We start from the raw sequence: 25,327 nt of genomic DNA on the forward strand, positions 1-25,327 counted from the left end.
CTTTCGCCAATCGCCAGCGCCTTAGGGAAGGCACCGGGTGAGAAGCTGCTAATCTCCCCCGGGGGAGATGGCCGGCAGGCCAGAGGGGGTGCTGTCCCTCCAGCGCCTAAAGATCCTCTCGAAAGCAACCCTTCACGCCAGCTTCGCAAGCAGCCGCAGGAACGTCGCGGTTTCCTTGGCAGTCAGCGGCGCCAACGTCTCCTCGGTGATGGCGCGGGCGAGCGGGATCAGCCGCTCGATCGCCTCGCGGCCTTCCGGCGTCAGATTGACCAGCAACCGCCTTTTGTCGACCTCGTGCTTGGAAACCTCGACCAGGCCGCGCGCCTTCAGCCGGTCGATGACACCCTTCACGGTCGCGGCGTCCATGGCTATCAGCGTTCCCAATTGGTTCTGCGAGGTTTCGCCGATATCGTAAAGCTTGGCCAAAGCGGCAAATTGCGGCGGCGTCAGGTCGCCGATATGCGAAGCGAAGATCGAAACATGGCGCTGGTGCGCCTTGCGCAGGATGAAGCCGACCTGGTCCTGCAGGTGGTAGTTGTTCTCGTCGTCGTCTTCGGCCTCGACCAGCCGCAGCAGATTGTCCTCGGCGCTCATCTCAGGCCGTCCCATGCCTTAATGTCCTCGGCAGCCAGGCCGCCCATGCGGTTGTGGACACGCGGGCCGCAGGTCATGGCGAGGCAGAACAAGATCTCGTCCGGACGCGGGCCGTCGCTGATGCCGACCTCCATGGCGTCGAAATGACTGCGCACATAGGCGGCGTTGATATGGCCGAGCGGCACATCGAGCCGCGCGCCGAAGGCGCCGACCTTCTTGGCCGAGGGCACGATCGCCTTGGCGTCGCCGAGGCGCTCGCGCATGGCGTAGCCGCCCGGCACATGCCACAGCGCGCCGTGCTCCAGTTCCCCTGCCGTGCCGACGATGGCGCCCTTGCCGTAGCCGTCGATCTTCTTCACGTCGCCGCCGAGCGCCGCGATCAGCCTGTCCGAGAGCAGAAGCCCCAAAGGCTTCAGGTCCTCCATCGCGCCCTGCAGGTCCTCGACATAACGGCCGGCGAAGGGGTTCTTGACCACGGCGAGAGCCGCCGCGCGCAGGCGGGGTTCTTTCGCGACGGGGCCGCCGTCGTGAAAAATCTCCTCGGTCAAGACCGCGACCTTGCGGATCGGAAAGTCAGGCATGGGCAAATTCCTCCTGTGCATGCTTGTTGGGCGCAGCGAGCGTCACCGAGCCACTGATGCGGGCCTCGCCCGCCAGAAACAGCGCCGAGGCGGCGACCAGGCCGCGCCGGCGAAAATCTTCGGCGACGGCAAGGCCGTTGTCTAGCGCGCGCGCAATTTCGGCGGCGTCAAGCGGGCCGACGCTTTGCGTCACCAGCATCTCACCGAGATCGCTGTCTGGCGCCAGATCGCGCGCGGCGGCGCGTGCAATGGCGGGATGTCCGGGCAGATCGACGGCGTTGGCAATCAGCGTTGCCGCCGCGTCGGCCTCGGCGCCGGTCGGCGCCAGCACCGTGACGGCATCGGCTATGCCCAGCGAAAACGACCGGCCGCGCCAGCCGCTCGTGGCGACGCCGCGCACGCCGTCTTCGGCTCGAATGGCGACGCGGTCGGCCAGGCCGTGCCCGGTGCCGGCGATCGCCACCGTCATCGTCTGGCCGATGCCAAGATGGAGAGCGCAGTCGCCGCCATTGTTGACGTAAGCGCGGTCGAGCCGGCGGCCGGCGAGCATTGCGCTGAGAATTTCGTCGGCTACCGAACCGGCAACGGCGGCCATCGGCGTGATAAAGCATTCCGCCAACGGCATGACGGCCGCCTCCATGCGGCGCGCTGTCGGGCCGGCGAAATCGCGCGGCGCCAGGAAGAAGGCCGGCAGGCGCAATTCGGGCAGCTCCTCGACCACCTCGATCAGGATCGTCTGAAAGCGCGCGACCGCCTGTTCGTACGCGGCGCGGCATTCCTCCGCTTCGCCAAAGGCCTCGACGATCAGATCGATCGGCCCATGGTTGAGATGGAGCCGCCTGCCGTCGGCAAGCCAATGCGCCTGCGGGCCGTTCATCAGCCGGCCCCATTCGCCACGGCGCGGCGCAGTTGCGCCAACGGCGGCCAGGGGTTATCGGCCGGCGCGCCCGTGCCGCGGCGCGGATTGAGATATTCGCCGCCCTTGGCGAGGATGTCCTCGATGCTGCGGATCTCGTTCTCATAGCCGCCGAGCCGGACATAGTCGTCGCGGCGCATGGTGAACTCGATCGGCGCCACCAGCGCCGGCGTCGGCACATAGCCGAAGGCGCCTTCCGGCACGCGGGTGACGTCGACCATCAGCGTGATGCCGCCGCCCGGCCAGACATAGACCGGCGCGCCGCCCACGGTCACATAGGTCTTCAGCCCTTGCACCGAGCGGGTGAGGTTGACCGGGTTTTCGGTGACGCCGGCACGCAGCGAGCCGCCGGCGCCGCCGATGAACAGAACCGTGCACAGCGCCGGCTCGCAATTGTCCTCGATCAGGCCGACGGACTTTTGCAGCCGCTCGGGAAATGGCTTCTGGACCGGCTTCAGCTGGTCGTCGAGCTCGTAATAGGCGAACTGCTCGCCGGTGGTCGAGACCATCAGCAGCGACAGGCCGGGACGCGCGCCCTTCTTGGCGTTCCAGTCGCCGAGGATCGACAGCGGATCGGAAATCGTGGTGCCGCCCCAGCCGAGGCCGGGCTCGGACACCTTGAAATAGCGGCCGGGGGTCGAGCGGCGGCCGATGATCTTTATCCCCGTATCCTCCCAGCCCAGCACCTTGCCGGCCTGATGCTCGGAGACGACGCCGGTGATGTGGTCGTCGACCACCACCACCTCGTCAACGAGGCCGCGCCATTGCGTGGCGAACATGCCGATGGTCGCCGAGCCGCAGCCGACGCGCATGCGGTGCTCGACCTTGCCGTCGATAACCGGCGCCTTGCCGGCTTCGACGATGACCGTCGCGCCGCCGTCGATGGTGAGCTCGACCGGGTTGCGGTTGCACAGATTGAGCAGCGCGTCGCAGGTGGCGCGTCCTTCTGCCTTCGAGCCGCCGGTGAGGTGATGGACGCCGCCGAGCGACAGCATCTGCGAGCCGTATTCGCCGGTCGTGACATGACCGATCGCCTCGCCTTCAGAGCGCACGGTCGCCGTCTCGTCACCGATGTGGCGGTCGGTGTCGATCTTCACCTTGACGCCGCAATAGGAGAAGATGCCTTCGGTGACGACGGTGACGAGATCGACGCCTTCGACTTCCTGGCTGACGATGAAAGGCGCGGGCTTGTAGTCCGGATAGGTGGTGCCGGCGCCGATCGCGGTGACGAAGCGGCGCCCGGTGTTGACCAGCTCGCCGTTCCAGGCTTCGCCCTCGGCGACGAAAGGCACGACCGCGCCGCCCGTCTCGGCCGCGTGGTCGAGGATGGTCAGCGGATCCATGCGCACGATGCGGCCGCCGACATTGCCGTAGCGGTCGCAGGCGCCGGTGCGGCCGTCGGCGATGTAGCACATGACCGGGCAGGCATCGCAGCGGATCTTTTCCGCTACCTGCTTCTCGCCGGGATCGTGGGTTTCGAAACGTTCGGCAAGCTCGCTCATCGGCGCGCCTCCTTCTCTCGGATCGCCGCCAGGATTCGGCTCGGCGTCGCCGGCACCTTGGTGACCAGGACGCCTGTGGCATGGCGAACGGCATTGAGGATCGCCGGCGCCGTCGGGATCAGCACATGCTCGCCCAGACCCTTGGCGCCGAACGGTCCTTCCGGATCCGGAACCTCGACCAATATATGTTCGATGGGCGGCACGTCGCCGATGGTAGGGATGAGGTAGTCGTGCAGGTTTTCGGTGCGGCCGGGGATATATTCCTCCATCAGCGCCATGCCGATGCCTTGCGCGATGCCGCCTTCGATCTGGCCTTCGACCAGGACCGGATTGATCGCCTTGCCGACATCATGCGCCGCGGTGATCTTGATCAGCTTCACGGTGCCAAGCTTGAGATCGACCTCGAGCTCGGCGATCTGCGCGCCATAGCCGTAGACCGCGTAAGGCTTGCCCTGGCCCTTGGCATCGAGCGGCAGCGTCGGCGGGTCGTAGGTTTCTTCCGCAGCGAAAACGAAGCCGTCGGCATCGGCCTTCAGCGCCGAAAGATCGATGCGCCGCGCGGCATCGCCTTCGCGGATGGAGATGCTGGTGCCGTCGAGCGCGATCGTCGCTTGTTCCGAGACATTGGCAAAGCGCAGGATCTTCTCGCGCAACGCCCTTCCGGCCTTCTCGGCGGCCTTGCCGGTGACAAAAGTCTGGCGCGAGGCGGATGTTTTGCCGGCATCGGGCGTGATGGCGGTGTCGGCGCTCTTCAGCGAGAAACTGGCCAGCGGCAGGCCGAGCGCGTCGGCGCAGATCTGGGCGATCACTGTGTTGGAGCCCTGGCCGATGTCGACCGCGCCCTGGTGCAGGACGACGTCGCCGGAGGCCGAGATGCCGACCTTGATGGTCGAAGGATTGGGCAACGAGGTGTTGCCGCAGCCATACCAGCAGGAGGCGATGCCGACGCCGCGCTTGCTTGCCGTATGGGTTACGTTGAACACCTCCGCGTCCGCCAGCGCACGCGCCCAGTGCGGCTTGAGCTGTTCCAGGCACTCGCCGATACCGACACCTGATTCCAGGCGTTGGCCGGTGACCGTTTCGTGTCCGTTACGAAGGCAGTTTTTAAGCCGGAAATCGAGACGATCCATGCCGAGCTTTGCGGCGAGCTCGTCATAGAGCGTCTCCTGCATGATGGTAGCTTGCGGCACACCGAAGCCGCGGAAGGCGCCGGCGATCGGGCCATTGGTGTGGATGGCGTAGCCCGTAGCCCGGTAGTTCGGCGTGAGGTAAGGGCCGGAGGCATGCACCGGCACGCGATTGGCGACCGTCGGGCCCCAGCTGGCATAGGCGCCGGTGTTGAAATCGCCCTCGAAGACCATGCCTATGACACGGCCTTCGGCATCGGCGCCGATGGTCGCCTTCATCTCGGCCGGATGGCGCTTGGTTGTCGACATCATCGATTCGTTGCGGGTGTAGGCAAGTGCTGCCGGCCGACCCGTTTTCATCGCCACAAGGCCGATGAGAGGCTGCAGCGAGACATCGAGCTTCGAGCCGAAGCCGCCGCCTGTCGCGGTCGGCACGATGCGCACCTTGTCTAAGGCAAGGCCCAGCACCTTGGCCGTGTCGTCGCGGTCCATGTAGGGCGCCTGGGTGCAGGCGACGACGACCAGCGTGTCGCCGTCCATATAAGCATAGCCGGCTTCCGGCTCGATATAGGCGTGCTCCACAAAGGAGGTCTCGATGGCGCCGGAGACAGTGACCGCTGCGCCGGCGAGCGCGCCATCGGGATCGCCGCGCTCGACATAGCCGGAGGTGAGCAGGTTTGCAGGTCGGTGCGGATGGATCAGTGCCGCGCCGTCAGCTTTCGCATCGCGCGGCTGCAGCATATGCGGCAGCTCGGTCCAGGCGATGGGAAAGTCCGTCAGGTCGAGGTCGAGGATCGCCTCGCGCTCGCCAGCCACCAGGGCCACGGCCTCGCCGCGCAGGCGCGCAAAACCATCGGCCAGCGCCGGCTGGTCGGCGAAGGGGCCGATGACGCCGAAGCAATTCTTTCCCGGAATGTCGGCGGCGGTGAAGGCGCCGGTGAGGCCAGGATGCGCCTTGGTCCAGGCATCGATATCGCCGAAGCTGAAGCGGGCATGATAATGCGGCGAGCGCACCACCAGCACCGCCAGTGCGTCGGACGGGAAGGAATCGCCGCCGAATTTTTCGTCGCCGGTGACTTTCGGCACGCCGTCGAGCCGGATCGGCGAGGCACCGACGGCATGGCCGGCTTCCGGCAGGCGAAGATCCACGCTGTTCATGTGCTGCGAGGCCTGCATCACCGCCGCGACGATTTTCCTGTAGCCGGTGCAGCGGCAAAGGACGCCGCCCAGCGCGTCCTGCGTCTCGGCCTCACTCGGCGTAGGATTGCGGTCCAGCAGCGCGGTGGCCGCCACAAGCAGGCCGGGCGTGCAGATGCCGCATTGCGCGGCACCATGTTCGAGGAAGGAGGCCTGCAAGGCGGACAGCCGGCCATCGGCGAGGCCCTCGACAGTGGTGACGGAGGCGCCGGCCACGGAGGCCACCGCCATCAGGCAGGCGCAGACCGGATTGCCGTCGACCAGCACCGTGCAGGCGCCGCAGTCGCCGGCATCGCAGCCGACCTTGGTGCCGGTCAGCCGCAACTCGTCGCGCAACACCTGCGACAGACGCCTGACCGGCGGCACCGACACGCTGACGGCAGCGCCGTTGACGTCGAAGGCGATCTGGGAGCGCTCCATGCCGGACCGGGCCATGGTGGATTGGGCCATGCCGGATTTGGCAGCGCCGGACTGGGTCATGCTCATGCGGCCACCTTGCCTTCGCCATGATCGATCGCAGCGCGCACCGCGCGGGCTACTATCTCGCGCGCGGCATCCTGTCGGTATTCCGCGCTGCCACGCACGTCGGCGATCGGCGACAATTCGTCGATCGGCGCCGACAGCACCGCATCCGCAAGGGCAGAAGTAACTGGCTGCCCGCGCAACGCCGTCTCGACACCGGCGAGACGGCGGGCGACTGCCGAGCAGGCGCCGACAGCGATCGCCGCATCGGCGACGACACCATTCTCGACCACCAGCCGCGCCGCCGCCATGGCGATCGAGATGACGAGATAGCGCCGGGCGCCGAGCTTGACGAAGGCCGAGCTGCCGGCAGCGGAACGCTTCGGCACGCGGATGGCGGTGACCATCTCGCCCGGCTGCAGCGCGGTGCGGCGATTGCCGAGGATGAAGTCGCCGAGGGCCAGATGGCGGATGGTTTTCGCCGAGCGCAATTCGACATCGGCATCGAGGGCCAAAAGCGCCGGCACGCCATCCGCTGCCGGCGAGGCATTGCAGAGATTGCCGGCCACCGAGGCGACATTCTGGATTTGGACCGAACCGACCTCGCGCGCGGCCGATTTCAACGCATCGAACGCGGCCGGCAACGGGTGGCGCACGATGTCGGTCCAGGTCGTGCGCGCGCCGACGCGCCAATGCCCGTCCGTTTCGGCGACGCCGCACAGTTCGGCGAGACCGTTGATGTCGAGGACGTTGTCGCGGAAGGGTTTCGCGCCCTGCGCCGGATAGAAATCCGTGCCGCCGGCGAGAATGCGCCAGCGGTCCTCGCCAAGCAAAGCGAGCGTTTCGTCGACCGTGGTGGGTTTTGCGTAACGGATCACGCTCTGCCTTCCAGACAATTAGGGCCTTCCCAGACCTTTAGGCCTTCCCCAGGCCTCCCGAAGTGCCGCTTCAGGTCTTCTTGCCGGTCTCCGGACCGGTCAAATTCATTCGTATGCAAATGATATCAGGCCGGCCGGAATTGTCAAAGCCGGAGTTGGCGCCGCGAAGAGCTGAACGCGATTGTTATGGCGCCGGAGGTTGACGCCGCCGGCCATCTGGTCAAGGTTCCGTGTCCGGTCGCGTCAGCGGCTTTTGGACAGGTGCCCCAAGCCAGACGAGAGGGCCGAAACGAAAGGGACCGCATGGCCGAAGAAGCGCTCATCGTCATCGACGTGCAGAACGATTTTTGCCCCGGCGGCGCGCTGGCGGTTGCCGGCGGCGACGAGATCGTGCCTTTGGTCAACGACCTGATCCGGCGAACGGAGCACGTGATCCTGACCCAGGACTGGCACCCGGCCGGGCATTCGAGCTTTGCCTCCAGCCATCCGGGCAAGCAGCCTTTCGAGGGCATCGAGATGCCATATGGGCCGCAGACGCTGTGGCCCGATCACTGCATCCAGGGAAGCCTCGGCTCCGATTTCCATTCGGGACTGGCCTGGACCAAGGCGGAACTGGTGATCCGCAAGGGGTTCCGCACGGCGATCGATTCTTATTCCGCCTTCTTCGAGAACGACCATAAGACGCCGACCGGCCTCGGAGGCTATCTGAAGGAACGCGGCATCGACACGATCACCCTGGTCGGCCTCGCCACCGATTTCTGCGTCGCCTTCTCTGCGCTCGACGCGGTGAAGCAGGGTTTCAGGACGACCGTGCGGCTCGACGCCTGCCGCGGCATCGACCTCAACGGCTCGGTCGAGGCGATGCTGAAGCGGATGCGCGACGCCGGCGTGACGCTCGAAGACCATTCGGCGGACTGACCGGATCGTGGGGAAGGTCCCGCTCACCCGGATTGCGGGCTCCCCCTTCTCCCCTTGTGGGGTGAGAAGAGGTCCGCGTAGCGGACGAAAAGCCAATCGCTTGGCTTTTCGAACTTCGAACGCCCTGAGCCAGCGAAGGGCCGGGTGGTGTCGCCGAAGGCGACGGATGAGGGGTGTTCCAGGGAACGCCAGCGCCTCACTCCGCTGGAACACCCCTCATCCGTCTCGGCGCTACGCGCCGATCCACCTTCTCCCACAAGGGGAGAAGGGGAGGGCGCGCCGCGGCCGAAGGAAGGAGCTTTTCGCATTCATCGCGCTCGCCATCGCGATGCTGCTTCCGGTCAAGGCTTTCGCCGCCGAAATCCACAGGCTGCCGGGCGCCGCGATGCCGCTGTGGTGGGGATTGCCTTTTGCCGGCCTGCTCTTGTCGATCGCGACCGGACCGCTGCTTTTCCCGCATGCGTGGGAGCATCATTACGGCAAGATCGCCGCTGCCTGGGCCATGCTGGCGGTGGTGCCGCTGACGATCGCCTTCGGGCTTCCCGCGGCAGGCGAAGCGGTGCTGCACACGCTGCTTACCGAATATCTGTCCTTCATCATCCTCCTGTTCGCGCTCTACACCATCTCGGGCGGCATCCTGCTTGCCGGCAACATCCACGGCACGCCGCTCGTCAATGCCGGCCTGCTGCTCATCGGTGCGCTGCTTGCCTCGGTGATCGGCACCACCGGCGCCTCGATGATCCTGATCCGGCCGATGCTGCGCGCCAACGACAACCGGCCGTTCAACGCCCATGTGGTGATCTTCTTCATTTTCCTGGTCTCCAACATCGGCGGCTCGCTGACGCCGCTTGGCGATCCGCCTCTGTTCGTCGGCTTCCTGCGCGGCGTCGATTTCTTCTGGACGACCGCGAACCTGTGGCGCGAGACGCTGTTCAGCGGCGGCCTGGTGCTCACCGTCTTCCTGGCGCTCGACATCATGCTGCATCGCCGCGAGGGCGGCATGCCGAAGATCAAGGATCCTACGCCGGACACGAAGGTGCGCCTGCGCGGCCTCGCCAACCTGCCGCTGCTTGCCGGCGTGATCGGCGCGATCCTGCTTTCGGCGAGCTGGAAGCCGGGCGTCAGCATCCCGATCCTCGGCGTCGGCCTCGAGCTGCAGAACCTGGTGCGCGACGCCATCATCCTGGCGCTCGCCTTGCTGTCCCTCAAGGTGTCGTACAAGAGCCACCGCGAGGCGAACGGCTTCACCTGGGAGCCGATCGCCGAGGTGGCGAAGCTCTTTGCCGGCATCTTTACCTGCATCGTGCCGGTGATCGCTATCCTGCGGGCCGGCCATGACGGCGCGCTGGCGCCGCTGGTGGCCCTGGTCACATCCGCCGACGGCCAGCCGAACAATCTCGCCTATTTCTGGCTGACCGGGGCGTTGTCGTCGTTCCTCGACAATGCGCCGACTTATCTGGTGTTCTTCGAGCTTGCCGGCGGCGATGCGCACCACTTGATGACCGAGGCCGCCTCGACATTGGCCGCGATCTCGGCGGGCGCCGTGTTCATGGGAGCCAACACCTATATCGGCAATGCGCCGAACTTCATGGTTTTCGCCATCGCCCGGCATCGCGGCTTCAAGATGCCCGGCTTCTTCGGCTATATGGCGTGGTCGGGGCTGGTGCTGATCCCGACGTTTTTGATCGCCGGGTTAATGTTTTTTCGATGAGCTGAGCTACTCAATTTCCACCGCCGGCGCTGCCCCTCATCTGGCTGCCGCCATCTTCTCCCCGTGAACGGGGAAAAGGGGGCTGGCATCGCCGATTTCGCCAATCACCAACGTTGCAGAATGACCGCCGAGGTCGCGGCCAGCTTCTTTCTCCCCGTTCACGGGGAGAAATGCCCGGTAGGGCAATGAGGGGCAGCGCAGCCGCCGACAGTCTTGGCACCGACGCGCACTCGGCGCCCTATCCCACCCCCACATACCTGCGCACCGCCGACGGATCGGCGCGCAGTGCTTCGACCTCTACCGTCTCGCGATTGCGGCCGTTCTCGATGAATGAGACGCGGTCGGCGACCGACAGAACGGCGTCGACGCGCTGCTCGACCAGGATGGTCGAGACGCCGAGCTCGCGCAGCTTCGCCACCGTCTCGCGGATTTTGGCGATCATCGACGGCATCAGCCCTTCGGTCGGCTCGTCCAGCAGCAGTACTTGCGGCTCGAGGCAGAGCGCGCGGGCCATTGCCAGCATCTGCTGCTCGCCGCCGGAGAGCGTGCCAGAGCGTTGCCTCAGCCGCTCCCTGAGCAACGGGAAGAGATCGAGCACGCTCTCGCGGGTTTGCTTGCCTTTGCCGCGCGCCATCAGACCGATCTCGATGTTTTCCGCTACCGTCATCTCGGCGAAAAGCCGCCTGCCCTGCGGCACATAGGCGACGCCGGCTTTGGGCACGTCATGCGCGGCGAGCCCGGTCAGTTCCTTGCCGTCCAGCCTGATCGAGCCGGCAGCCGCCGGCACCACACCCATGATCGCCTTCAGCGTCGTCGTCTTGCCGGCGCCGTTGCGGCCGAACAGGCAAAGCACCTCGCCTTCGTTGAGGATGAGGTCGAGGCCGTAGAGCACCTGCACCTCGCCATAGAAGCAATCGAGGCCGGAAATGGTGAGCAATCCGCCATTGGTTCTAACGGAGTCAGCCATGGGTCGCTCCGAGATAGGCATCCTGAACTTGCGTGTTGGCGCGGATCTCACCCGGCGTTCCCTCGGCGAGGATCTTTCCCGAATTGAAGACGGTGATGCGGTCGGCAAGCTGCATGACCACCGGCATGTTGTGCTCGATCAAAAGCACCGTGGCGTCCCTGGCGATCTCGCGCACCAGCGTGATGAAATTGTCGATCTCGCTGTCGGCGAGACCCTGCGTCGGCTCATCGAGGATCAGCAGGCGCGGCTTCAGCGCCAGGCCCATCGCGACTTCGAGCAGGCGCTGGTGACCATAGGAAAGCTGCCCGGCAAGCGTGCCGGCGCGGTCGGCGAGACCGGTCCGCTCGAGTGCCGCCATCACGCCGCTTCTCACCTGGCCCTTCGTGCGGCCGTCGGTCAACGTGCGCTGCACCGGCAGCGCAACATTGTCGAAGGCGGTGAGATTGGCGAAGACGCTGGTGATCTGGAACGTATAGGCGACGCCGAGGCGAACCCTTTTGTAGGCCGGCATGGCGGTGATGTCGGCGCCGTCGAAGACGACCATTCCGGAGGACGGCCGGATGCGGCCTGAGAGCAGGCTGACGAAGGTGGTCTTGCCGGCGCCGTTGGGGCCGATGATGGCGCGGATCTCGCCCGGCATCAGCGCGAAGTCGACGCCGTCGACGGCGCGCAGGCCGCCGAAATGGCGCGACAGGCCCTTGGTGGTGAGCAGCGGCATCATGGCAGCCACCTCAGCCAGCGCTCGCGGATGCTGCCCAGAATGCCTTTTGGGAAGAACAGCACCAACAGGATGAGCGCCACGCCGACGATCAGCAGATAGGCGGAGGTGAAGCCGCTGGTGATGTCGGTGACATAATACATGAACAGCGTGCCTACGAGCGGCCCGAGCGTGGTCGCGGCACCCCCGAGCAGCACCCAGAGCAGCGGCAGGATGGAATATTGCACGGAAGCGAAGCTCGAGCCGACATAGCCGAACAGCAGCGCATAGGCCGCGCCCGAGGCCGCGCAGATGGCCCCGGAGGCGACGACCGCGGCGAGCTTGTTGGCGACCGTGTCGTAGCCGAGCATCTTGGTGCGCTCCTCATTCTCGCGAATGGCGACCAGCACGCGGCCGAAGCGGGAGCGGACGACGGCTAAGGTGACGAGCAGAATGATCGAGAAAAGCGCCAGCGCGCTCATGTAGCGCACGGTCGGGTCGGTCAGGTCGAAGGATGCGCCGCCGATCGCGATCACCCGCGACGCCTGCTGGATGACCAAGCCCTGGTCGCCGCCCGTCCAGGCGGCGAAATAGAGGATGAGCAGATAGAAGACCTGAGCGAACATCATGGTGACGATCATGAAGGCGACGCCGGAGGTGCGCAGCGCCAGCAGGCCGATGACCAAGGCGAGCAGCGCGCCACAGGCGACGCCGGCGACAAAAGCTGCCGGCACGCCCCAGCCGAGGTGATAGACGGTCAAGCCGGCGCCGTAGAGGCCGGCCGAGAAGAACATGGCATGGCCGAGGCTGAGCAGGCCGACATAGCCGAAGAGCAGATTGTAGCCCATGGCGAAGACGGCGAGCGCCATGATGCGGGCGAACAGGCCCTGGTGGTAGTCCGGCAGGACGAAGTTCAGCGCGAAGAGAAGCGCGATGACGCCGATATGCAGGGCGTAGGTCTTTGCCGGTGAAGCATCCCTCATCGCGGCGTAGTCCCGAACAGGCCTTGCGGCCGGAACACCAGCACCATGGCGACGACCAGCGTGGCGATGATCTTGGCCAGCGTCGGCGAGAAGAACATCGAGATGATGCCGTCGGAAAGGCCGATCAGGACGGCGGCCACCACGGTGCCGCGGAGCGATCCCAGCCCGCCGATGATGACGACGATGAAGGACAAGAGCAGCGGATCCTGCCCCATCAGGTAATGCGCCTGGCTGATCGGCACGATCAGCACCGCGGCGATCGCCGCCAGCATGGCGCCGATGGCGAAGACGCCGGCATAGACGCGCTCGACCGGGATGCCGAAGGCCTGCGCCGTCTCGCGGTCATATTGGGTTGCCCGCATGATCAGGCCGATCTTCGTTCGCGTCAGCACCAGCCAGGTGATCACCAGCAGAATGGCGGAGGCGGCGACCACCGAGAGCTTGTAGCCGGAATAGCCGAACCAAGGCAGGAGAATGCGGTAGCTGAAAGGCGGCTCGACCGGGCGCGCCTCGGGACCATAGAAGGTCAGCGCCAGCTGCTGGATGATGTAGAGCATGCCGATGGTGGCGACGATGGTGCCTTCGGGATTGTAGTGGAGCCGGCGCAGCACCAGGCGTTCGGCAATCAGCGCGACCAGCCCGACCAGCAAGGGCGCGATCACCAGCGCGGCGATGAAACCGATCGCCGGGTGGCCGGAGATCGCCGTCGAGACCGCCCAGGCGAGCACCGCACCCAGCATGAAGAACTCGCCATGCGCGACATTGACGACGCGCATGACGCCGAACACCAGCGACAGGCCAAGCGCCGTCAGCGCCAGCACGGCGGAGGTGACGAGGCCTTCGAGGGCGGCGAGGAGGAGATGGGGTCCGAAGTGCATGGGCTATGAGACAAGCTCACAGCGCCTGCGTCGTGTAATCCCCTTCCGGCTCGTAGAGACCGTCCTCGATCTTGGTCTTGTGGACGACCTTGAGCTTGCCGCCTTCGACCTTGGAGATGTTCTGGATGCCGAAGCATTGGTGGATCTTGCCGTTGAAGGTTTTTGGACCCTGCGGATGCTCCGGCCCTTCGGCGAATTCCTTCAGCGCCTCGGTCGCCTCGACCAGCTTGGCGCGATCCTCCGGTCCCTTGTAGCCGGCGTCCTCCATCGCCTTCTTGACCACGTAGAGCGTTTCCCAGCAGCCGAACATGTGGGCGGCGGTGGAGACGTCCTTGGGGTCGCCGACCGCGGCGCCGTTGTCGTCGATGCCGACCGCGGCGCGGTAGGCTTTCTGCGCGGCAGAATCGTCAGGCTGCGCATAGCGCGGAGAGCCTTCCCAGAAATGGCTGCCGTCGAGGAATTCGAGGCCGGGGCTGTTGATGTCGACGGCTTCGAGCGAGTCGATGAAGCCGAAGAGCTGCGGCCGTTGCGAGCCGTAGAACTCGCCGAGCTCCTTGACGAAGGTGAGCACCGCAGGGCCGACCATGACATGGTAGATCACCTCGGTCTCGGCCGGGATCTGCGGGAAATATTTCGTGAAGGACGACTCCGTCGGCGGGATGGCGATCTGAGCGATCACGTCGGCGCCCTGCGCCTTCAGCGCCGGCGGCAGGTAGTCGCGATGGTCGTGGCCGAAAGCGAAGTCGGGGAAGATCTGCGTCACCTTCTTGCCCGCGTTCGCCGCGATCCACGGCGCCATCGACTGGATCTGGCTCTTCACGTCGGTGATACCGGGCTGGAAGACGTAGCGGTTGAGCTTGGTGGAAGCGACGTGATGGCCTTCGCTGACGACGAAATAGGGGATCTTGTTCTCGCCGGCGGCGGGCGCCGAGCCGATCACGACATGCGAGAACAGTGTGCCGAAGACGATGTCGGTCTTGTGCTGCTTGGCAAACTTGTTGACCACCTCGGCGCCGCGCGCCGGATCGGTGCCGTCATCCTCGATGACCAGCTCGACCTTGCGGCCGCCGATACCGCCGGCGTCGTTGATCGCCTTGACGGCGGCGGCGCTCGTCTTCTCGTACCAGCGACCATAGGCGGCGCCGATGCCGGTGCGGTGCAACTGGAAGCCTATCTTGATCGGCGCCGAGCTCTGCGCCTGGCTGTAACGGACAAAGCCCGGCGCCAGCGCCAGGCCGGCCCCGGCGGCGATACCCTTCAGCGCGGTGCGGCGCGACAGCGTCGTCTTGGAGAGGTCGAAAAATCCGTTCTTGTCAGCCATGTCGGTTCCCCTGTTTTTTTCAGTCTTGACCAGCGATAAGGCGGCTAAGCCATCCCCTTCCGAAGGATGGGAAAATTGCATGTGTACAAACTAAATCACCAAAGCCGCGACGTGGCAAGCTAGCTTCCCTCGCGTCATGGCGGCGGCCCTTGTCTCATCCCGCCGTCGGCGTGGCAAGCAGCCACAGGCCGAAGATCGTGTAGGCGATCATCAGCACCGTGAGCGGCAGCTGGCTGAGCGCGGCACGCGACGGCTGAGGATGGAGACGCCAGGCAAGGCCATGTGCGACGAGGACCGCCAGCACATGGCCGGCGATGATGACGCCGGCCTGCAGGTTCCACAGCCACCAGGCGGACTCGGCGCCGGCGACTACGCCGGCCTCGACCATCCTGTTGGCGGTACCGAACAGGTTCCAGCCGAGCGCGAAAGGATCGGAGAGCGCGACCAGCGCATACTGGCCGTCGACCAGGAGCACGGTGAGGTAATGCGCGATATGATAGGCGAGCGCGATCGGCACGATCGACCAGACCAGCAGGCCGGCGGCTTTTCCGAACGACTGCGCATCGCCGGCGAGGCGCTGTCCAAGAAAGGCGGCCAAAGCGAACACCGCCGCGAGCAGGACAAGGGTCAGCACGAGGCCGAAGCTGCCGATGCCGACCAGCGCGGTGCGGCCGGGATATTCCAGCGGGTTGACGCCGAACAGGCTGAGCCAGAAGAAGGTCTTCGACAGGCCGTCGAAGGACACCGAAGACAGCGCCAGCAGGAGGAAAGCCGTGCCGCTCAGCGGCAGCGGGTCGCCGGCAAGCAGCTTCGCACCGGGCCAGCAGAGCGAGAGCCGACCATCGAGGCGCTCGACGGGCGCGAAGCGGGCGACCATGGCGAAGAAGGCAGTGAGGAATTCGCCGCGCTTGCTCCAGGGGTCGTAGCCGAAGATGAGCATCGCGACGAAGCTGGCCAGCCAGTAGAGGCCGGCGGCAAGGGCCAGGCGGGCCGGATCGTCGGGTGCCGGATCGATCAGCTCGAACCAGGCGAAGGCGAAGAACAGCACGAAGGCCGGCCAGTAGCCGAGTCTTAACGGCAGATGTGACGGCTGGGCTTCGCTCCATCGGTCGCCCACAAGCCGGCTCACGACGCGCCAGGGCCCATACCATGGGTTGAGCCACGCCCACAGGTCGCCGAGCATGCCTTGCAGCAGGGTGAGGCCGGCCCAGAGCAGCGTCCAAATCACGAGTGGGAGAGGGTTGGAAAGCGGGTCGCGACTGCCGGAGAGACCGGCGGCGACGAGAAGCGCAAAGCCGGCAAAGGAAATCAGGCTGACGACAATGCGGGGGGTGTCGCTGAAGGCAAACAGGGGTAGGCGCCGACGCCAGAAATTGCCGAGGGCAGCGGCCGGCAGCAGGGCCAGGACGAGGAAGCTGACGGCTACCGCCAGCGCGCCGCCGGCGATGTAGTAACCGGTCGGGAGGAGCAGGACGTGGCCGCGGTCGGAGGCATGGGCGAAGGCGGGCGTCGGGAGAGTGGCCGCCAAGGGAGTTGCGAGAAAGGCCAACCTCCAACGTTGGCGCTCTACGGCGCCCCCCTCTGCCCTGCCGGGCATCTCCCCCTCTTGGGGGGAGATTAGCAGTTTCGGCGCCAGCTCTCCTCCTGCGACGTCGGAGATTGGCGAAAGCGGAGATGACAGCGTAATCTCCCCCCTAGAGGGGGAGATGTCCGGCAGGACAGAGGGGGGCGCGAAGGAACTCCGCTTATCCGGGAATTCCATTCGTCCGGGCCTTAAGCCTCACACCTTCACCAGCTGCTCCACCCGGCCCTTCTCGCCAAAAATCCTCAGATACCGCTTGATCTCCTTCTCGTCCCCAGTCGCCTTGGCGGGGTTGTCCGACAGCTTCACCGCCGGCCGGCCATTGGCTTCACTGACCTTGCAGACGAGCGAGATGGCGTCGAGGCTCTTGGTTTCGGTCGGCGCGCAACCCTCGAAATCATTGGTTAGGTTGGTGCCCCAGCCGAAGGACATGCGCACCTTGCCGCGGAAATGCTTGTAGGTCTCCTCGATGGTCTCGACTTCCAGGCCGTCGGAGAAGATAAGCAGCTTCTGCTTGGGATCCCTGCCTTTCTCACGCCACCAGGAGAGGACCTTCTCGCCGCCTTCGATCGGCGGCGCGCTGTCCGGCCGGAAGCCGGTCCAGTCAGCGATCCAGTCCGGCGCATCGCGCAGGAACGCGGCGGTGCCGAAAGTGTCGGGGAGCACGATCAGCAGATTGCCGCCATAGTAGCGCTGCCAGTCCTGCAGCACCTTGTAGGGTGACTGCCTCAGCTCCTCTTCGGAATTGGCAAGGGCGGCGAAGACCATAGGCAATTCATGCGCGTTGGTGCCCAAAGCCTCGAGGTCGTTATCCATGGCCAGAAGGACGTTGGAGGTGCCGGTGAAGGCATCGCCGATGCCTTCCTTCAGCGCCTCGACGCACCAACGCTGCCACAGGAAGGAATGGCGGCGTCTTGTGCCGAAGTCGGAAATGCGGATGCCGGGCAGCGCTTTGAGCCGCTCGGTCTTGGCCCACATCTTGGCCTTGGCGCGGGCATAGAGCACGTCGAGCGCGAACGGACCGAAGGAGCGCATCGCCGCGCGCGAGCGCAGCTCGTTGATGATCGCAAGTGCCGGGATTTCCCAGAGCGTCGTGTACATCCAGGGCCCGGCGAAGGAGAGCTCGAACTGGCCGTCGCGCCTGGAAAGCTCGTATTCGGGCAGGCGGAAATCCTCGAGCCAGGCGAGGAATTCCGGCTCGAAGATCTGCTTGCGGCCGTAAAAAGTGTTGCCGCCCAGCCAGATCATTTCCTTCTTCGAGAAGCGCAGGGTGCGGGCGTGGTCAAGCTGTTCGCGCAACTCGCCCTCATCGATCTCATCGGCCAGCCGCACCGAGGTGGTGCGGTTGATCAGCGTGAAGGTGGCATCGACCTTGGGATACATGCCCCAGATCATCTGCAGCATCAGAAGCTTATAGAAGTCGGTGTCCAGCAGGCTGCGGACGATCGGGTCGAGCTTCCAGGTGTGGTTGTAGACGCGCCGCGCTATATCGGTCTTTGCCATGCTCGCTCACCCATAAAGCACAACGCACGGGAACGCGGGCGCCACGCTTCAAATCCTTGTTCGATCAATTCCGGACGGAACCCCGTTGCGCGGAATTGCTTTAGCAACTGCCTCTTAGCACCGTATTTTCGAACGCGCTTGCTGCTTTGCAAGCTGGCCCGACAAAAAGCAGCTTTGCAAGTCCAGCCGTCAGGATGCGGTCCTGGCGCCTATGACCTTGAGGGCGGGGCGTTTTCTGCGGCTCGGCACGCGGCCGGCGACCGGCGCATCGGCGCGGGCCTCGTCCTGCTCCTTCTCGGCGAACAGCCAGTCGATGAAGAGCTGGACGATCGGCGCCGAGCGCATCTCGTTGCGGCAGACGACGTAGAAATCGTCGACCGCCGGAACCGACAAACTGAAGGGCGCCACGAGCATGCCCCTGGCGAGCAAGGCGCGCGCGGTGACGGAATCGCCGAGCGCCACACCATGGCCGTGCACGGCGGCCTCCGTCGCCATGCGGGCATCGCCCAGACGGTGGCGGCGGCCGCGTTCCAGATCGAGCGCGTCGGCGGCGGCCAGCCAGGTGTGCCATTCACGGCCATCGTCGCCATGCAGGAAGACGTGGTCGGCGAGGTCGCGGACGCTGCGGATCGGGCGGTTGTTGATCAGCGTCGGACTGACAACCGGAAATAGCTCCAGGCCGGACCACTTGCGTATCCAGCAGTCGCTCCAGCTGCCGTCGCCATAATGCACGCAGACGTCGATGTCCGCGGCGCGGATGTCTTTGGGATCGTTGGACGGGATCAGCGTCAGCTGGATGTCCGGATATTGCGCCGTGAAGGAGCCGAGCCGCGGCGTCATCCAGAGCAAGAGCAGCGCCGGCACGCAGGAGACCGACAGCGCGCCGGCGCTTGCCGGCCGCGTCATGCGCTGGGTGGCGGCGGCGATGCCGTCGAAGGCGGCCGATACCGCCGGCAGGAACTCCGCGCCATGCGGCGTCAGCTTCACGCGCTGCCCGCTGCGCTCGAAGAGCTTCACGCCCAGCGACTGCTCGAGCGCCTTGATCTGGTGGCTAACGGCGCCATGCGTGACATTGAGCTCACCCGCCGCCTTGGTCAGCGAGGCGTGCCGCGCCGTGGCCTCGAAGGCGCGCAGAGGGTTCAGCGGCGGCAGGCGCTTGGCCATGAGGAGCTCCTCTTTTGTGAGATTTTCTCACAGCTAGGACCCTAACAATATCAATTGATTTTTCAAAGCGGCTGCCCGACACTTTTGCCCGGAACAGCTTCAAGAGACGCGGAATCCGCAACGCAGCGGCGGACAACGATCCAGCCGGACAACAGGCTGGCTTGGCAAATCGCACATGCGGGCAGCGCTGCAGGCAGGCAGGAGGACCGGACATGGGTTACGATCGCGGCAAGCTCGAAGCGTTGCGCCGCAAATATGGCGAGAGCCATGGCGGCGAGATGTTCGACCCGAAATTCCGCAAGGTGGCCGACAAGATCTTCAACAAGTCGGGCACACGCCTCGCCCCCTATTCCGGCATCCCGACCTTCCTCGCCGCGCCCTATCGCGAGATCGCGGCCGACAATCCGGATTTTGGCGACCTGCAGGTGGCGATGATCGGCGTGCCGATGGATCTCGGCGTCACCAACCGTCCCGGCTCGCGCTTCGGGCCGCGCGCGTTGCGCGCCATCGAGCGCATCGGCCCCTACAATCATGTGCTGGAATGCGCGCCGACGCATGAGCTGCGCGTCGCCGATATCGGCGACACGCCGTTCCGCAGCCGCTACCGGCTGGAGATCAGCCACGAGGACATTGAAAAGCGGACCAATCAGATCGTCGACGCCGGCGTGCTGCCGCTCTCCGTCGGCGGCGATCATTCGATCAGCCATCCGATCCTGAAGGCGGTCGGCAAGAAAGCCCCGGTCGGCATGATCCATATCGATGCCCATTGCGATACCAGCGGGCTGTTCGACATGACCAAGTTCCACCATGGCGGACCGTTCCGCAACGCGGTGCTGGACGGCGTGCTCGACCCTTCGCGCACCATCCAGATCGGCATTCGCGGCTCGGCGGAATATCTGTGGGAGTTCACCTACGAGTCCGGCATGACCGTCGTGCATGCCGAGGAGGTGACCGGGCTCGGCATTCCTGCCATCATCGAGAAGGCTCGGAAAATCGTCGGCGACGGTCCGACCTACATCTCCTTCGACGTCGACAGCATCGATCCGGCCTTCGCGCCCGGCACCGGCACGCCGGAAGTCGGCGGGCTGACGACGCGCGAGGTGCTCGAACTGCTGCGCGGTCTGAAGGGTCTCAACATCGTCGGCGGCGACGTGGTCGAGGTGGCGCCGCAATATGACGCGACCACCAACACCGCCCATGTCGGCGCCCAGGTCCTGTTCGAGATCCTGAGCCTGATGGTGTTCAGTCCGGCGATCAAGAAGGGCTGATGCCTCGCGCAATTCCAGACGGAAGCCATGGCGAAGTCGCCAAGCCTAAACCGCGTTTTCTGGAATGCTCTGCCAACACGGCCGCCGCGCTGGAGCCGGCGACCGGTTTCAACAACAAGCTTCCAGCAGGGGAATAACAATGTTACTTCGCAACGCACTGAAATCCGCCATCGCGGCGGCTGTAATGCTCGGCGCCGCCGGCCTCGCCACGCAGGCGAAGGCCGACGCCGTCGACGACATCACCAAGGCCGGCGCCATCAATGTCGGCATCTTCTCCGACTTCCCGCCCTTCTCCTCGGCCAGCGCCGATATGAGCATCAAGGGCTATGACATCGACGTCGCGCAGGCGATCGCCGATTCACTCAAGGTGAAGCTCAACCTGGTCAGCGTCACCGGCCAGAACCGCATTCCTTATCTCACCGACAAGCGCGTCGATATCTTGATGAGCGTCGGCTACTCCAAGGAGCGTGAGCAGGTGATCGATTTCGCCGCCGCCTACGCGCCCTATTACATCGCCGTCATCGGCCCGGCCGAGCTTGCCGTCAAAGGCAAGGACGACCTCGCCGAGAAGTCGATCGCCGTCAATCGTGGCACGCTGGAGGACACCTCGCTGACCCAGGCGGCGCCGGCTTCCGCCAACATCCGCCGCTTCGACAACTACAATTCCGTCATCCAGGCCTTCATCTCCGGCCAGACTCAGCTTATGGTCGTCGGCAACGATGTCGGCGCCCAGGTGCTGGCCAAGCAGGACGCGCTGAAGCCGGAGCAGAAATTCCAGCTGCTCACCTCGCCCTCGCATATCGGCCTCAACAAGAACGAGGACCGGCTCAAGAAGGCGGTGAACGACGCGGTCGCCAAGATGCTGGCCGACGGCAAGCTGGACGAGAGCTCGAAGGCCTGGCTGAAGACGCCGCTCAATCCGGACAACCTCAAGGATTGATCTGTCTACCGGTTCGGCGCCGTAAGGGGCGCCGAACCCTCTCTTCGGTCAGGCACCTCCAACAAGGTCAATCGCCATGGGCTACAGCCTCGACTTCGGCTGGCTTGCGGGTGCGGCGGGCATGATTGCGCGCGGCGCGGCGATGACGCTGCTTTTGATCGCCGTCACCACGCTGGCGGGCACGTTCCTCAGCATCCTCGGCGCGGCCGGCAAGAGAAACGGCCCGAAGCCGCCTCAGCTGGCGATCGGCATTTATGTCGAGGTGATGCGCAACACGCCATTCCTGGTGCAGCTGTTCTTCATCTTTTTCGGACTGCCCAGCCTAGGCGTCAGGCTCGACCCGATCCTGGCCGCGATGCTGGCGATGACGCTCAACATGGCGGCCTATACCATCGAGATCGTCGGCGCCGGGCTCGACGCCGTGCCGCGCGGCCAGAGTGAAGCCGCGCTGGCGCTCGGCCTCAGGCCCCGCCAGGTGTTCGTCAAGATCGTGCTGCCGCAGGCGCTGAAGGTGATCTACCCGGCACTGACCAGCCAGATCGTCATCATGATGCTGGAATCGGCCGTGGTGTCGCAGATCGCGGTGCGCGAATTGACTTATGAGGCCGACATGCTGCAGGCGCGCACTTTTCGCGCCTTCGAGACCTATTTCGTGGTGACGATGGTGTATCTCGGCCTGTCTATGGGGCTGCGCCGGCTGCTGGTCGGCGGCGGCCGCCGTGTTCTGGGGGCGGGCGTGTCATGATCGAGTTCACCTTCTGGGACATCGTCCGCAATCTGCTGCTCGCCGCGCGCTGGACGGTGCTGCTGTCGCTCGCCGCCTTCGTCGGCGGCGCGCTGGTCGGGCTGGCGGTGCTGTTCTTTCGCATCGCCAAGAACAAGTGGGTGAAGCGGATCGCGTCAGGCTATATCGCGCTGTTCCAGGGCACGCCGCTTTTGATGCAGCTCTTTTTGATGTTCTTCGGCCTGCCGATGCTGGGGCTGCGCATCGAACCGTGGACGGCAGCGGCGCTCGGCCTCACCTTTTTCGCCAGCGCCTATCTGGCCGAGATCTGGCGCAGCGGCGTCGACGCGCTGCCGCGCGGCCAGTGGGACGCCGGCGCCAGCCTCGGGCTGCATTATCTGCAGGAGCTCAGGCTGATCATCCTGCCGCAGGCCTTCGCCATCACCCGCGCGCCGACCGTCGGCTTCTTGGTGCAGCTCATCAAATCGACGGCGCTGACCTCGATCATCGGCTTCGAGGAACTGGTCAGGACCTCCAACGCCATCAACAATGCGACCTTCGAGCCGTTCAAGGTCTACGGGCTGGTGGCGCTGATCTTTTTCGTCATGTGCTTCCCGCTGACGCAATACGCACGGCGGCTGGAGCAACGCGCGGGGGCGCGCTGAGCCGACGAAGGCTGCCGACTGGACCCGCAGCCTTGTCGATCAATGCCCGAAGGCGAGCGCCGGCGCGATGCGGTCGCGCCTGAGCCAGCGCGCGAGCAGCAGCGCCGCCACCACGGCCAGTCCCGAGGCCAGGCCGATCCAGATGCCGACGCCGTTCAGGCCGAAATGGAAGGCGAGCAGCACGCCGAGCGGCAGGCCGACGCCCCAATAGCCGATCGCGGCGTAGATCATCGGCACCTTCGTGTCGTGCAGGCCGCGCAGCATGCCGGCCGCAACGGCCTGGGCGCCATCGAAAATCTGGAACAGCGCGGCGAAGGCAAGGAACGAGACGGCAAGCGTGATCACCCTTGCATTGGCGGGATCGGCAAGATCTATGAAGGCGCTGATCAGCGTGTGCGGCCAGAGAATCATCACCAATCCCATCAGCGCCATGAAGGACACGCCGATGACGAAGGCGGTCCAGCCGGCGCGCGATACGCCTTCCGGGTTGCCGGCGCCATGCGCCAGCCCGACCCGGACCGTGACCGCCTGGTTGAGACCGAGCGGCACCATGAAGGAGATCGAGGCGATCTGGATGGCGATGGCGTGGGCGGCCAGCGAATCCGCGTCGATCAGGCCCATCAGCAGGGCCGCTGCGTTGAAGATCGTCACCTCGAAGGCGAGGATGCCAGCGATCGGCAGGCCGAGCCTCAACAGGCCGCGGAAGCGCGGCCAGTCGGCGCGCCAGAAGCGGCCGAACAGACGGTAACGGCGAAACTTTTTCTCCTTGATCACCACGGCGGCGAGGCCGACGAACATCAGGGTGCTGGACAAAGTCGTGGCGAGGCCCGAGCCGGCGATGCCCATCGACCTGACGCTGAGATTGCCGAACATGAACACCCAGTTGAAGAAGGCGTTGCAGGCGACCGCGACGAAAACGATGATCAGCGCCCAGCCCGGCCGTTCCAGCGCCGAGATGAAGGAGCGCAGCACGATATAGCCATAGAAAGGCAGCACCGCCCATTGCAGCCAATGCAGATAGATGCCGGCCTCATGCGCGAGCTCCGGCTTCTGGCCCATGGCCAGAAGCACCGCTTCGCCATGCCAGAGAAAAATCCAGATCGGGATCGAGATGAGGATCGCCAGCCACAGGCCCTGGCGCACGGTGCGGCGCAGGTCGCGCACGGAATGGCGGCGGCGGCCGAGCTCGGTCGCCATCATCGGCGAGGTCGCCAGCATCAGGCCGAGGCCGAAGATCAGCGGCATGAAATAGAGATTGGAGCCGAGCGCGCCTGCGGCGAGCGTATCGGCCCCGAGGCGGCCCATCATCATGACGTCGGTCGCGGTCATAGCGGTCTGGCCGAGATTGGTCAGCACCATCGGCCAGGCGAGCGCGATCGTTGCCCTGATTTCCTGACGCCAAAGGTTTTCCGGCGCGCGAGCGCCGGCTTCGATCGCAGACATTGTTCCGCTCTTTCAGAACACGGCGCGTCGGCCAAAGGGCCGGAAGCCGCACACACGGCGCAAAATGGCGCCATTTGCGTCGCCTTGTGAACGAAATGCGACATCATGGCAAGGGCAGAGGTCCGGCTAGCGATTGATCCAGGCGAAGCCGGGATTCCGCGACGCCTCTTTCATTTGCCGGCCGGGGGCTGCTACGGATGCCCTGGCATATTAAGCCGGCGCGCCATGCCGGGAGGAACGAATGCCGTTCAGGCGCAGAAAGAACACAGCCGCGATCCCGCGCACGGCGCCCGCCTTCGAGCACATCGTGACGGAGGCCAGCGAGAGCTTCCTGTGGCGGCTGGACGATTATCCGTGGGAGCGCAATGTCTGGAATTTCCATCCCGAATACGAAATCCATCTCTTGCGGAAATCGTCCGGCGTCGTGCTGGTCGGCGACCATATCGGCGAGTTCGGGCCGGGCTATCTGACCATCGTCGGCGGCGGGCTGCCGCATGACTGGGTGACGGCAGTGCAACCCGGCGAGCTTATCGAAGGCCGCGATATCGTGCTGCAATTCGATCCCGAACGGCTGCGCGGCTCCTCGGGGCTGCTGCCGGAGCTGCGCGAGCTGGAGCCGTTCCTGGAACGCTCGCTGCGCGGAATGGTCTTCCATGGCCAGACGGCGCTCGACGGCGCCGAGCTGATGGAACGAATGGGCGAGGTGCATGGGCTGGCAAGGTTCCGCATGTTCCTCGAACTGCTGGACCTTCTGGCCACCACCCAGGAATACGAGCTTCTGTCGTCGCCGGATTTTTCTCCGCTTCTCGACGCGGAATCGCTGGATATTATCCAGCGCTCGCTGACCTATCTGTTCCAGCACTTTGCCGAGGATCTGAAGCTGCCGGAGGTGGCGGCGTTGGCCGGGATGAGCGAAAGCACTTTCTCGCGCTTCTTCCAGAAGAACACCGGCAATTCGTTCAGCGACCACGTCGCCAAGCTCAGGCTCTGGCAGGCCTGCAAGCTGCTCGCCGACACCGAGATCCCGATCACCGACATCTGCTTCCAAGTCGGCTATATGAACATCTCGAACTTCAACCGCGCCTTCCTGCGCAAGCACAAGATGACGCCGTCATCCTACCGCAAGCTGTCGCGGCAGCGGCTGACGCTGCGGGCCTGATTTCGCCACCCTAACTTTTGTTTCATCGCAATTCCGGACGGAAAACCGCTGCACACCTTTCCTGGAATTGCTCTAATCGTACTGATACTCGTGTGACGGACAGACTCTGCCGGTGCCATTTTTTGCGCCGCACAATGCATAAAAGTA

Annotated in this window: 22 protein-coding genes; 7 read left to right on the top strand and 15 right to left on the bottom strand. The window is 65.1% G+C overall.

What is annotated here, in order from left to right:
• Positions 1–132: 132 nt before the first annotated feature.
• The 6 genes from LB535_RS05835 to LB535_RS05860 all read right to left on the bottom strand — a co-directional run bounded on the left by LB535_RS05835 (position 133) and on the right by LB535_RS05860 (position 7,257).
• Positions 133–594, bottom strand: coding sequence for a MarR family winged helix-turn-helix transcriptional regulator (locus tag LB535_RS05835; protein WP_224631676.1), 462 nt, complete (start codon positions 592–594; stop codon positions 133–135).
• Positions 591–1,175 (bottom strand): amino acid synthesis family protein, encoded by a 585-nt coding sequence (locus LB535_RS05840; protein WP_224604446.1) that lies wholly within the window; start codon positions 1,173–1,175, stop codon positions 591–593. The genes LB535_RS05835 and LB535_RS05840 overlap by 4 nt, the downstream gene beginning before the upstream one ends.
• A complete protein-coding gene (locus LB535_RS05845; RefSeq protein ID WP_224631507.1) occupies positions 1,168–2,052 on the bottom strand; it encodes a UPF0280 family protein in 885 nt (294 codons plus the stop codon). Before LB535_RS05845 ends, LB535_RS05840 begins: the two co-directional genes overlap by 8 nt.
• Positions 2,052–3,593, bottom strand: coding sequence for a 6-hydroxynicotinate reductase (locus tag LB535_RS05850; protein ID WP_224631508.1), 1,542 nt, complete (start codon positions 3,591–3,593; stop codon positions 2,052–2,054). The genes LB535_RS05845 and LB535_RS05850 overlap by 1 nt, the downstream gene beginning before the upstream one ends.
• Entirely contained in the window at positions 3,590–6,337 is a 2,748-nt protein-coding gene (locus tag LB535_RS05855; protein ID WP_224631677.1) for a molybdopterin-dependent oxidoreductase, read from the bottom strand. Before LB535_RS05855 ends, LB535_RS05850 begins: the two co-directional genes overlap by 4 nt.
• A gap of 62 nt (positions 6,338–6,399) precedes the next feature.
• Positions 6,400–7,257 (bottom strand): FAD binding domain-containing protein, encoded by an 858-nt coding sequence (locus tag LB535_RS05860; RefSeq protein ID WP_224631509.1) that lies wholly within the window; start codon positions 7,255–7,257, stop codon positions 6,400–6,402.
• A gap of 303 nt (positions 7,258–7,560) precedes the next feature.
• On the opposite strand from LB535_RS05860, the gene pncA reads away from it, so the two are divergent.
• Positions 7,561–8,175 (top strand): bifunctional nicotinamidase/pyrazinamidase, encoded by a 615-nt coding sequence (gene pncA / locus LB535_RS05865; protein WP_224631510.1) that lies wholly within the window; start codon positions 7,561–7,563, stop codon positions 8,173–8,175.
• A gap of 328 nt (positions 8,176–8,503) precedes the next feature.
• The gene (locus LB535_RS05870; RefSeq protein ID WP_224631511.1) at positions 8,504–9,886 is read left to right on the top strand and encodes a sodium:proton antiporter; all 1,383 of its coding nucleotides are present in this window, start codon (positions 8,504–8,506) and stop codon (positions 9,884–9,886) included.
• A gap of 238 nt (positions 9,887–10,124) precedes the next feature.
• On the opposite strand, the gene LB535_RS05875 is transcribed toward LB535_RS05870, so the two are convergent.
• The 8 genes from LB535_RS05875 to gcvA all read right to left on the bottom strand — a co-directional run bounded on the left by LB535_RS05875 (position 10,125) and on the right by gcvA (position 18,981).
• Complete coding sequence (locus LB535_RS05875; RefSeq protein WP_224631512.1) at positions 10,125–10,853, bottom strand: ABC transporter ATP-binding protein; 729 nt, start codon at positions 10,851–10,853, stop codon at positions 10,125–10,127.
• Complete coding sequence (locus LB535_RS05880; protein ID WP_224631513.1) at positions 10,846–11,574, bottom strand: ABC transporter ATP-binding protein; 729 nt, start codon at positions 11,572–11,574, stop codon at positions 10,846–10,848. Before LB535_RS05880 ends, LB535_RS05875 begins: the two co-directional genes overlap by 8 nt.
• The gene (locus LB535_RS05885; protein WP_224631514.1) at positions 11,571–12,533 is read right to left on the bottom strand and encodes a branched-chain amino acid ABC transporter permease; all 963 of its coding nucleotides are present in this window, start codon (positions 12,531–12,533) and stop codon (positions 11,571–11,573) included. Before LB535_RS05885 ends, LB535_RS05880 begins: the two co-directional genes overlap by 4 nt.
• The gene (locus LB535_RS05890) at positions 12,530–13,411 is read right to left on the bottom strand and encodes a branched-chain amino acid ABC transporter permease (protein WP_224531644.1); all 882 of its coding nucleotides are present in this window, start codon (positions 13,409–13,411) and stop codon (positions 12,530–12,532) included. The genes LB535_RS05885 and LB535_RS05890 overlap by 4 nt, the downstream gene beginning before the upstream one ends.
• A gap of 16 nt (positions 13,412–13,427) precedes the next feature.
• Positions 13,428–14,732, bottom strand: coding sequence for an ABC transporter substrate-binding protein (locus LB535_RS05895; protein WP_224631515.1), 1,305 nt, complete (start codon positions 14,730–14,732; stop codon positions 13,428–13,430).
• A 154-nt stretch (positions 14,733–14,886) separates the two neighbouring features.
• Positions 14,887–16,329: a hypothetical protein gene (locus LB535_RS05900; protein WP_224631516.1), complete on the bottom strand. Its 1,443-nt coding sequence runs from the start codon at positions 16,327–16,329 to the stop codon at positions 14,887–14,889.
• 183 nt (positions 16,330–16,512) lie between these two features.
• On the bottom strand, positions 16,513–17,817 hold the full coding sequence (pncB, locus tag LB535_RS05905) for a nicotinate phosphoribosyltransferase (protein ID WP_224631517.1): 1,305 nt from the start codon (positions 17,815–17,817) through the stop codon (positions 16,513–16,515).
• A gap of 189 nt (positions 17,818–18,006) precedes the next feature.
• Positions 18,007–18,981 (bottom strand): transcriptional regulator GcvA, encoded by a 975-nt coding sequence (gcvA, locus tag LB535_RS05910; protein ID WP_224631518.1) that lies wholly within the window; start codon positions 18,979–18,981, stop codon positions 18,007–18,009.
• Positions 18,982–19,193: 212 nt separating this feature from the next.
• Here gcvA and speB point away from each other — a divergent pair, with 212 nt between their 5' ends.
• From speB to LB535_RS05930, 4 genes are all read left to right on the top strand, one after another.
• Entirely contained in the window at positions 19,194–20,249 is a 1,056-nt protein-coding gene (gene speB / locus LB535_RS05915) for an agmatinase (protein WP_224631519.1), read from the top strand.
• 139 nt (positions 20,250–20,388) lie between these two features.
• Positions 20,389–21,189 carry a transporter substrate-binding domain-containing protein gene (locus tag LB535_RS05920; protein ID WP_224631520.1) on the top strand — a complete coding sequence of 267 codons (801 nt, stop codon included), beginning with the start codon at positions 20,389–20,391 and terminating at the stop codon, positions 21,187–21,189.
• Positions 21,190–21,265: 76 nt separating this feature from the next.
• On the top strand, positions 21,266–21,934 hold the full coding sequence (locus LB535_RS05925; protein ID WP_224631521.1) for an amino acid ABC transporter permease: 669 nt from the start codon (positions 21,266–21,268) through the stop codon (positions 21,932–21,934).
• On the top strand, positions 21,931–22,578 hold the full coding sequence (locus LB535_RS05930) for an amino acid ABC transporter permease (protein ID WP_224631522.1): 648 nt from the start codon (positions 21,931–21,933) through the stop codon (positions 22,576–22,578). Before LB535_RS05925 ends, LB535_RS05930 begins: the two co-directional genes overlap by 4 nt.
• A gap of 39 nt (positions 22,579–22,617) precedes the next feature.
• Here LB535_RS05930 and LB535_RS05935 read toward each other — a convergent pair whose 3' ends face one another.
• Positions 22,618–24,021, bottom strand: a complete 1,404-nt coding sequence (locus tag LB535_RS05935; RefSeq protein ID WP_224631523.1) for an MATE family efflux transporter — start codon at positions 24,019–24,021, stop codon at positions 22,618–22,620.
• Between the two features lie 241 nt (positions 24,022–24,262).
• Here LB535_RS05935 and LB535_RS05940 point away from each other — a divergent pair, with 241 nt between their 5' ends.
• Positions 24,263–25,180, top strand: a complete 918-nt coding sequence (locus tag LB535_RS05940) for an AraC family transcriptional regulator (protein WP_140846401.1) — start codon at positions 24,263–24,265, stop codon at positions 25,178–25,180.
• The last annotated feature ends 147 nt before the right edge of the window (positions 25,181–25,327 follow it).

This window comes from Mesorhizobium sp. CA10, assembly GCF_020165285.1.
Taxonomy (GTDB): Bacteria; Pseudomonadota; Alphaproteobacteria; order Rhizobiales; family Rhizobiaceae; genus Mesorhizobium.

What these genes read in the sequence shown, in the direction of transcription:
- LB535_RS05835 (WP_224631676.1), bottom strand. Translation starts at nt 594, where the DNA reads ATGAGCGCCGAGGACAATCTGCTGCGGCTGGTCGAGGCCGAAGACGAC.
- LB535_RS05840 (WP_224604446.1), bottom strand. Translation starts at nt 1,175, where the DNA reads ATGCCTGACTTTCCGATCCGCAAGGTCGCGGTCTTGACCGAGGAGATT.
- LB535_RS05845 (WP_224631507.1), bottom strand. Translation starts at nt 2,052, where the DNA reads ATGAACGGCCCGCAGGCGCATTGGCTTGCCGACGGCAGGCGGCTCCAT.
- LB535_RS05850 (WP_224631508.1), bottom strand. Translation starts at nt 3,593, where the DNA reads ATGAGCGAGCTTGCCGAACGTTTCGAAACCCACGATCCCGGCGAGAAG.
- LB535_RS05855 (WP_224631677.1), bottom strand. Translation starts at nt 6,337, where the DNA reads ATGGAGCGCTCCCAGATCGCCTTCGACGTCAACGGCGCTGCCGTCAGC.
- pncA (WP_224631510.1), top strand. Translation starts at nt 7,561, where the DNA reads ATGGCCGAAGAAGCGCTCATCGTCATCGACGTGCAGAACGATTTTTGC.
- LB535_RS05870 (WP_224631511.1), top strand. Translation starts at nt 8,504, where the DNA reads ATGCTGCTTCCGGTCAAGGCTTTCGCCGCCGAAATCCACAGGCTGCCG.
- LB535_RS05875 (WP_224631512.1), bottom strand. Translation starts at nt 10,853, where the DNA reads ATGGCTGACTCCGTTAGAACCAATGGCGGATTGCTCACCATTTCCGGC.
- LB535_RS05880 (WP_224631513.1), bottom strand. Translation starts at nt 11,574, where the DNA reads ATGATGCCGCTGCTCACCACCAAGGGCCTGTCGCGCCATTTCGGCGGC.
- LB535_RS05885 (WP_224631514.1), bottom strand. Translation starts at nt 12,533, where the DNA reads ATGAGGGATGCTTCACCGGCAAAGACCTACGCCCTGCATATCGGCGTC.
- LB535_RS05890 (WP_224531644.1), bottom strand. Translation starts at nt 13,411, where the DNA reads ATGCACTTCGGACCCCATCTCCTCCTCGCCGCCCTCGAAGGCCTCGTC.
- LB535_RS05895 (WP_224631515.1), bottom strand. Translation starts at nt 14,732, where the DNA reads ATGGCTGACAAGAACGGATTTTTCGACCTCTCCAAGACGACGCTGTCG.
- LB535_RS05900 (WP_224631516.1), bottom strand. Translation starts at nt 16,329, where the DNA reads ATGCCCGGCAGGGCAGAGGGGGGCGCCGTAGAGCGCCAACGTTGGAGG.
- pncB (WP_224631517.1), bottom strand. Translation starts at nt 17,817, where the DNA reads ATGGCAAAGACCGATATAGCGCGGCGCGTCTACAACCACACCTGGAAG.
- gcvA (WP_224631518.1), bottom strand. Translation starts at nt 18,981, where the DNA reads ATGGCCAAGCGCCTGCCGCCGCTGAACCCTCTGCGCGCCTTCGAGGCC.
- speB (WP_224631519.1), top strand. Translation starts at nt 19,194, where the DNA reads ATGGGTTACGATCGCGGCAAGCTCGAAGCGTTGCGCCGCAAATATGGC.
- LB535_RS05920 (WP_224631520.1), top strand. Translation starts at nt 20,389, where the DNA reads ATGTTACTTCGCAACGCACTGAAATCCGCCATCGCGGCGGCTGTAATG.
- LB535_RS05925 (WP_224631521.1), top strand. Translation starts at nt 21,266, where the DNA reads ATGGGCTACAGCCTCGACTTCGGCTGGCTTGCGGGTGCGGCGGGCATG.
- LB535_RS05930 (WP_224631522.1), top strand. Translation starts at nt 21,931, where the DNA reads ATGATCGAGTTCACCTTCTGGGACATCGTCCGCAATCTGCTGCTCGCC.
- LB535_RS05935 (WP_224631523.1), bottom strand. Translation starts at nt 24,021, where the DNA reads ATGTCTGCGATCGAAGCCGGCGCTCGCGCGCCGGAAAACCTTTGGCGT.
- LB535_RS05940 (WP_140846401.1), top strand. Translation starts at nt 24,263, where the DNA reads ATGCCGTTCAGGCGCAGAAAGAACACAGCCGCGATCCCGCGCACGGCG.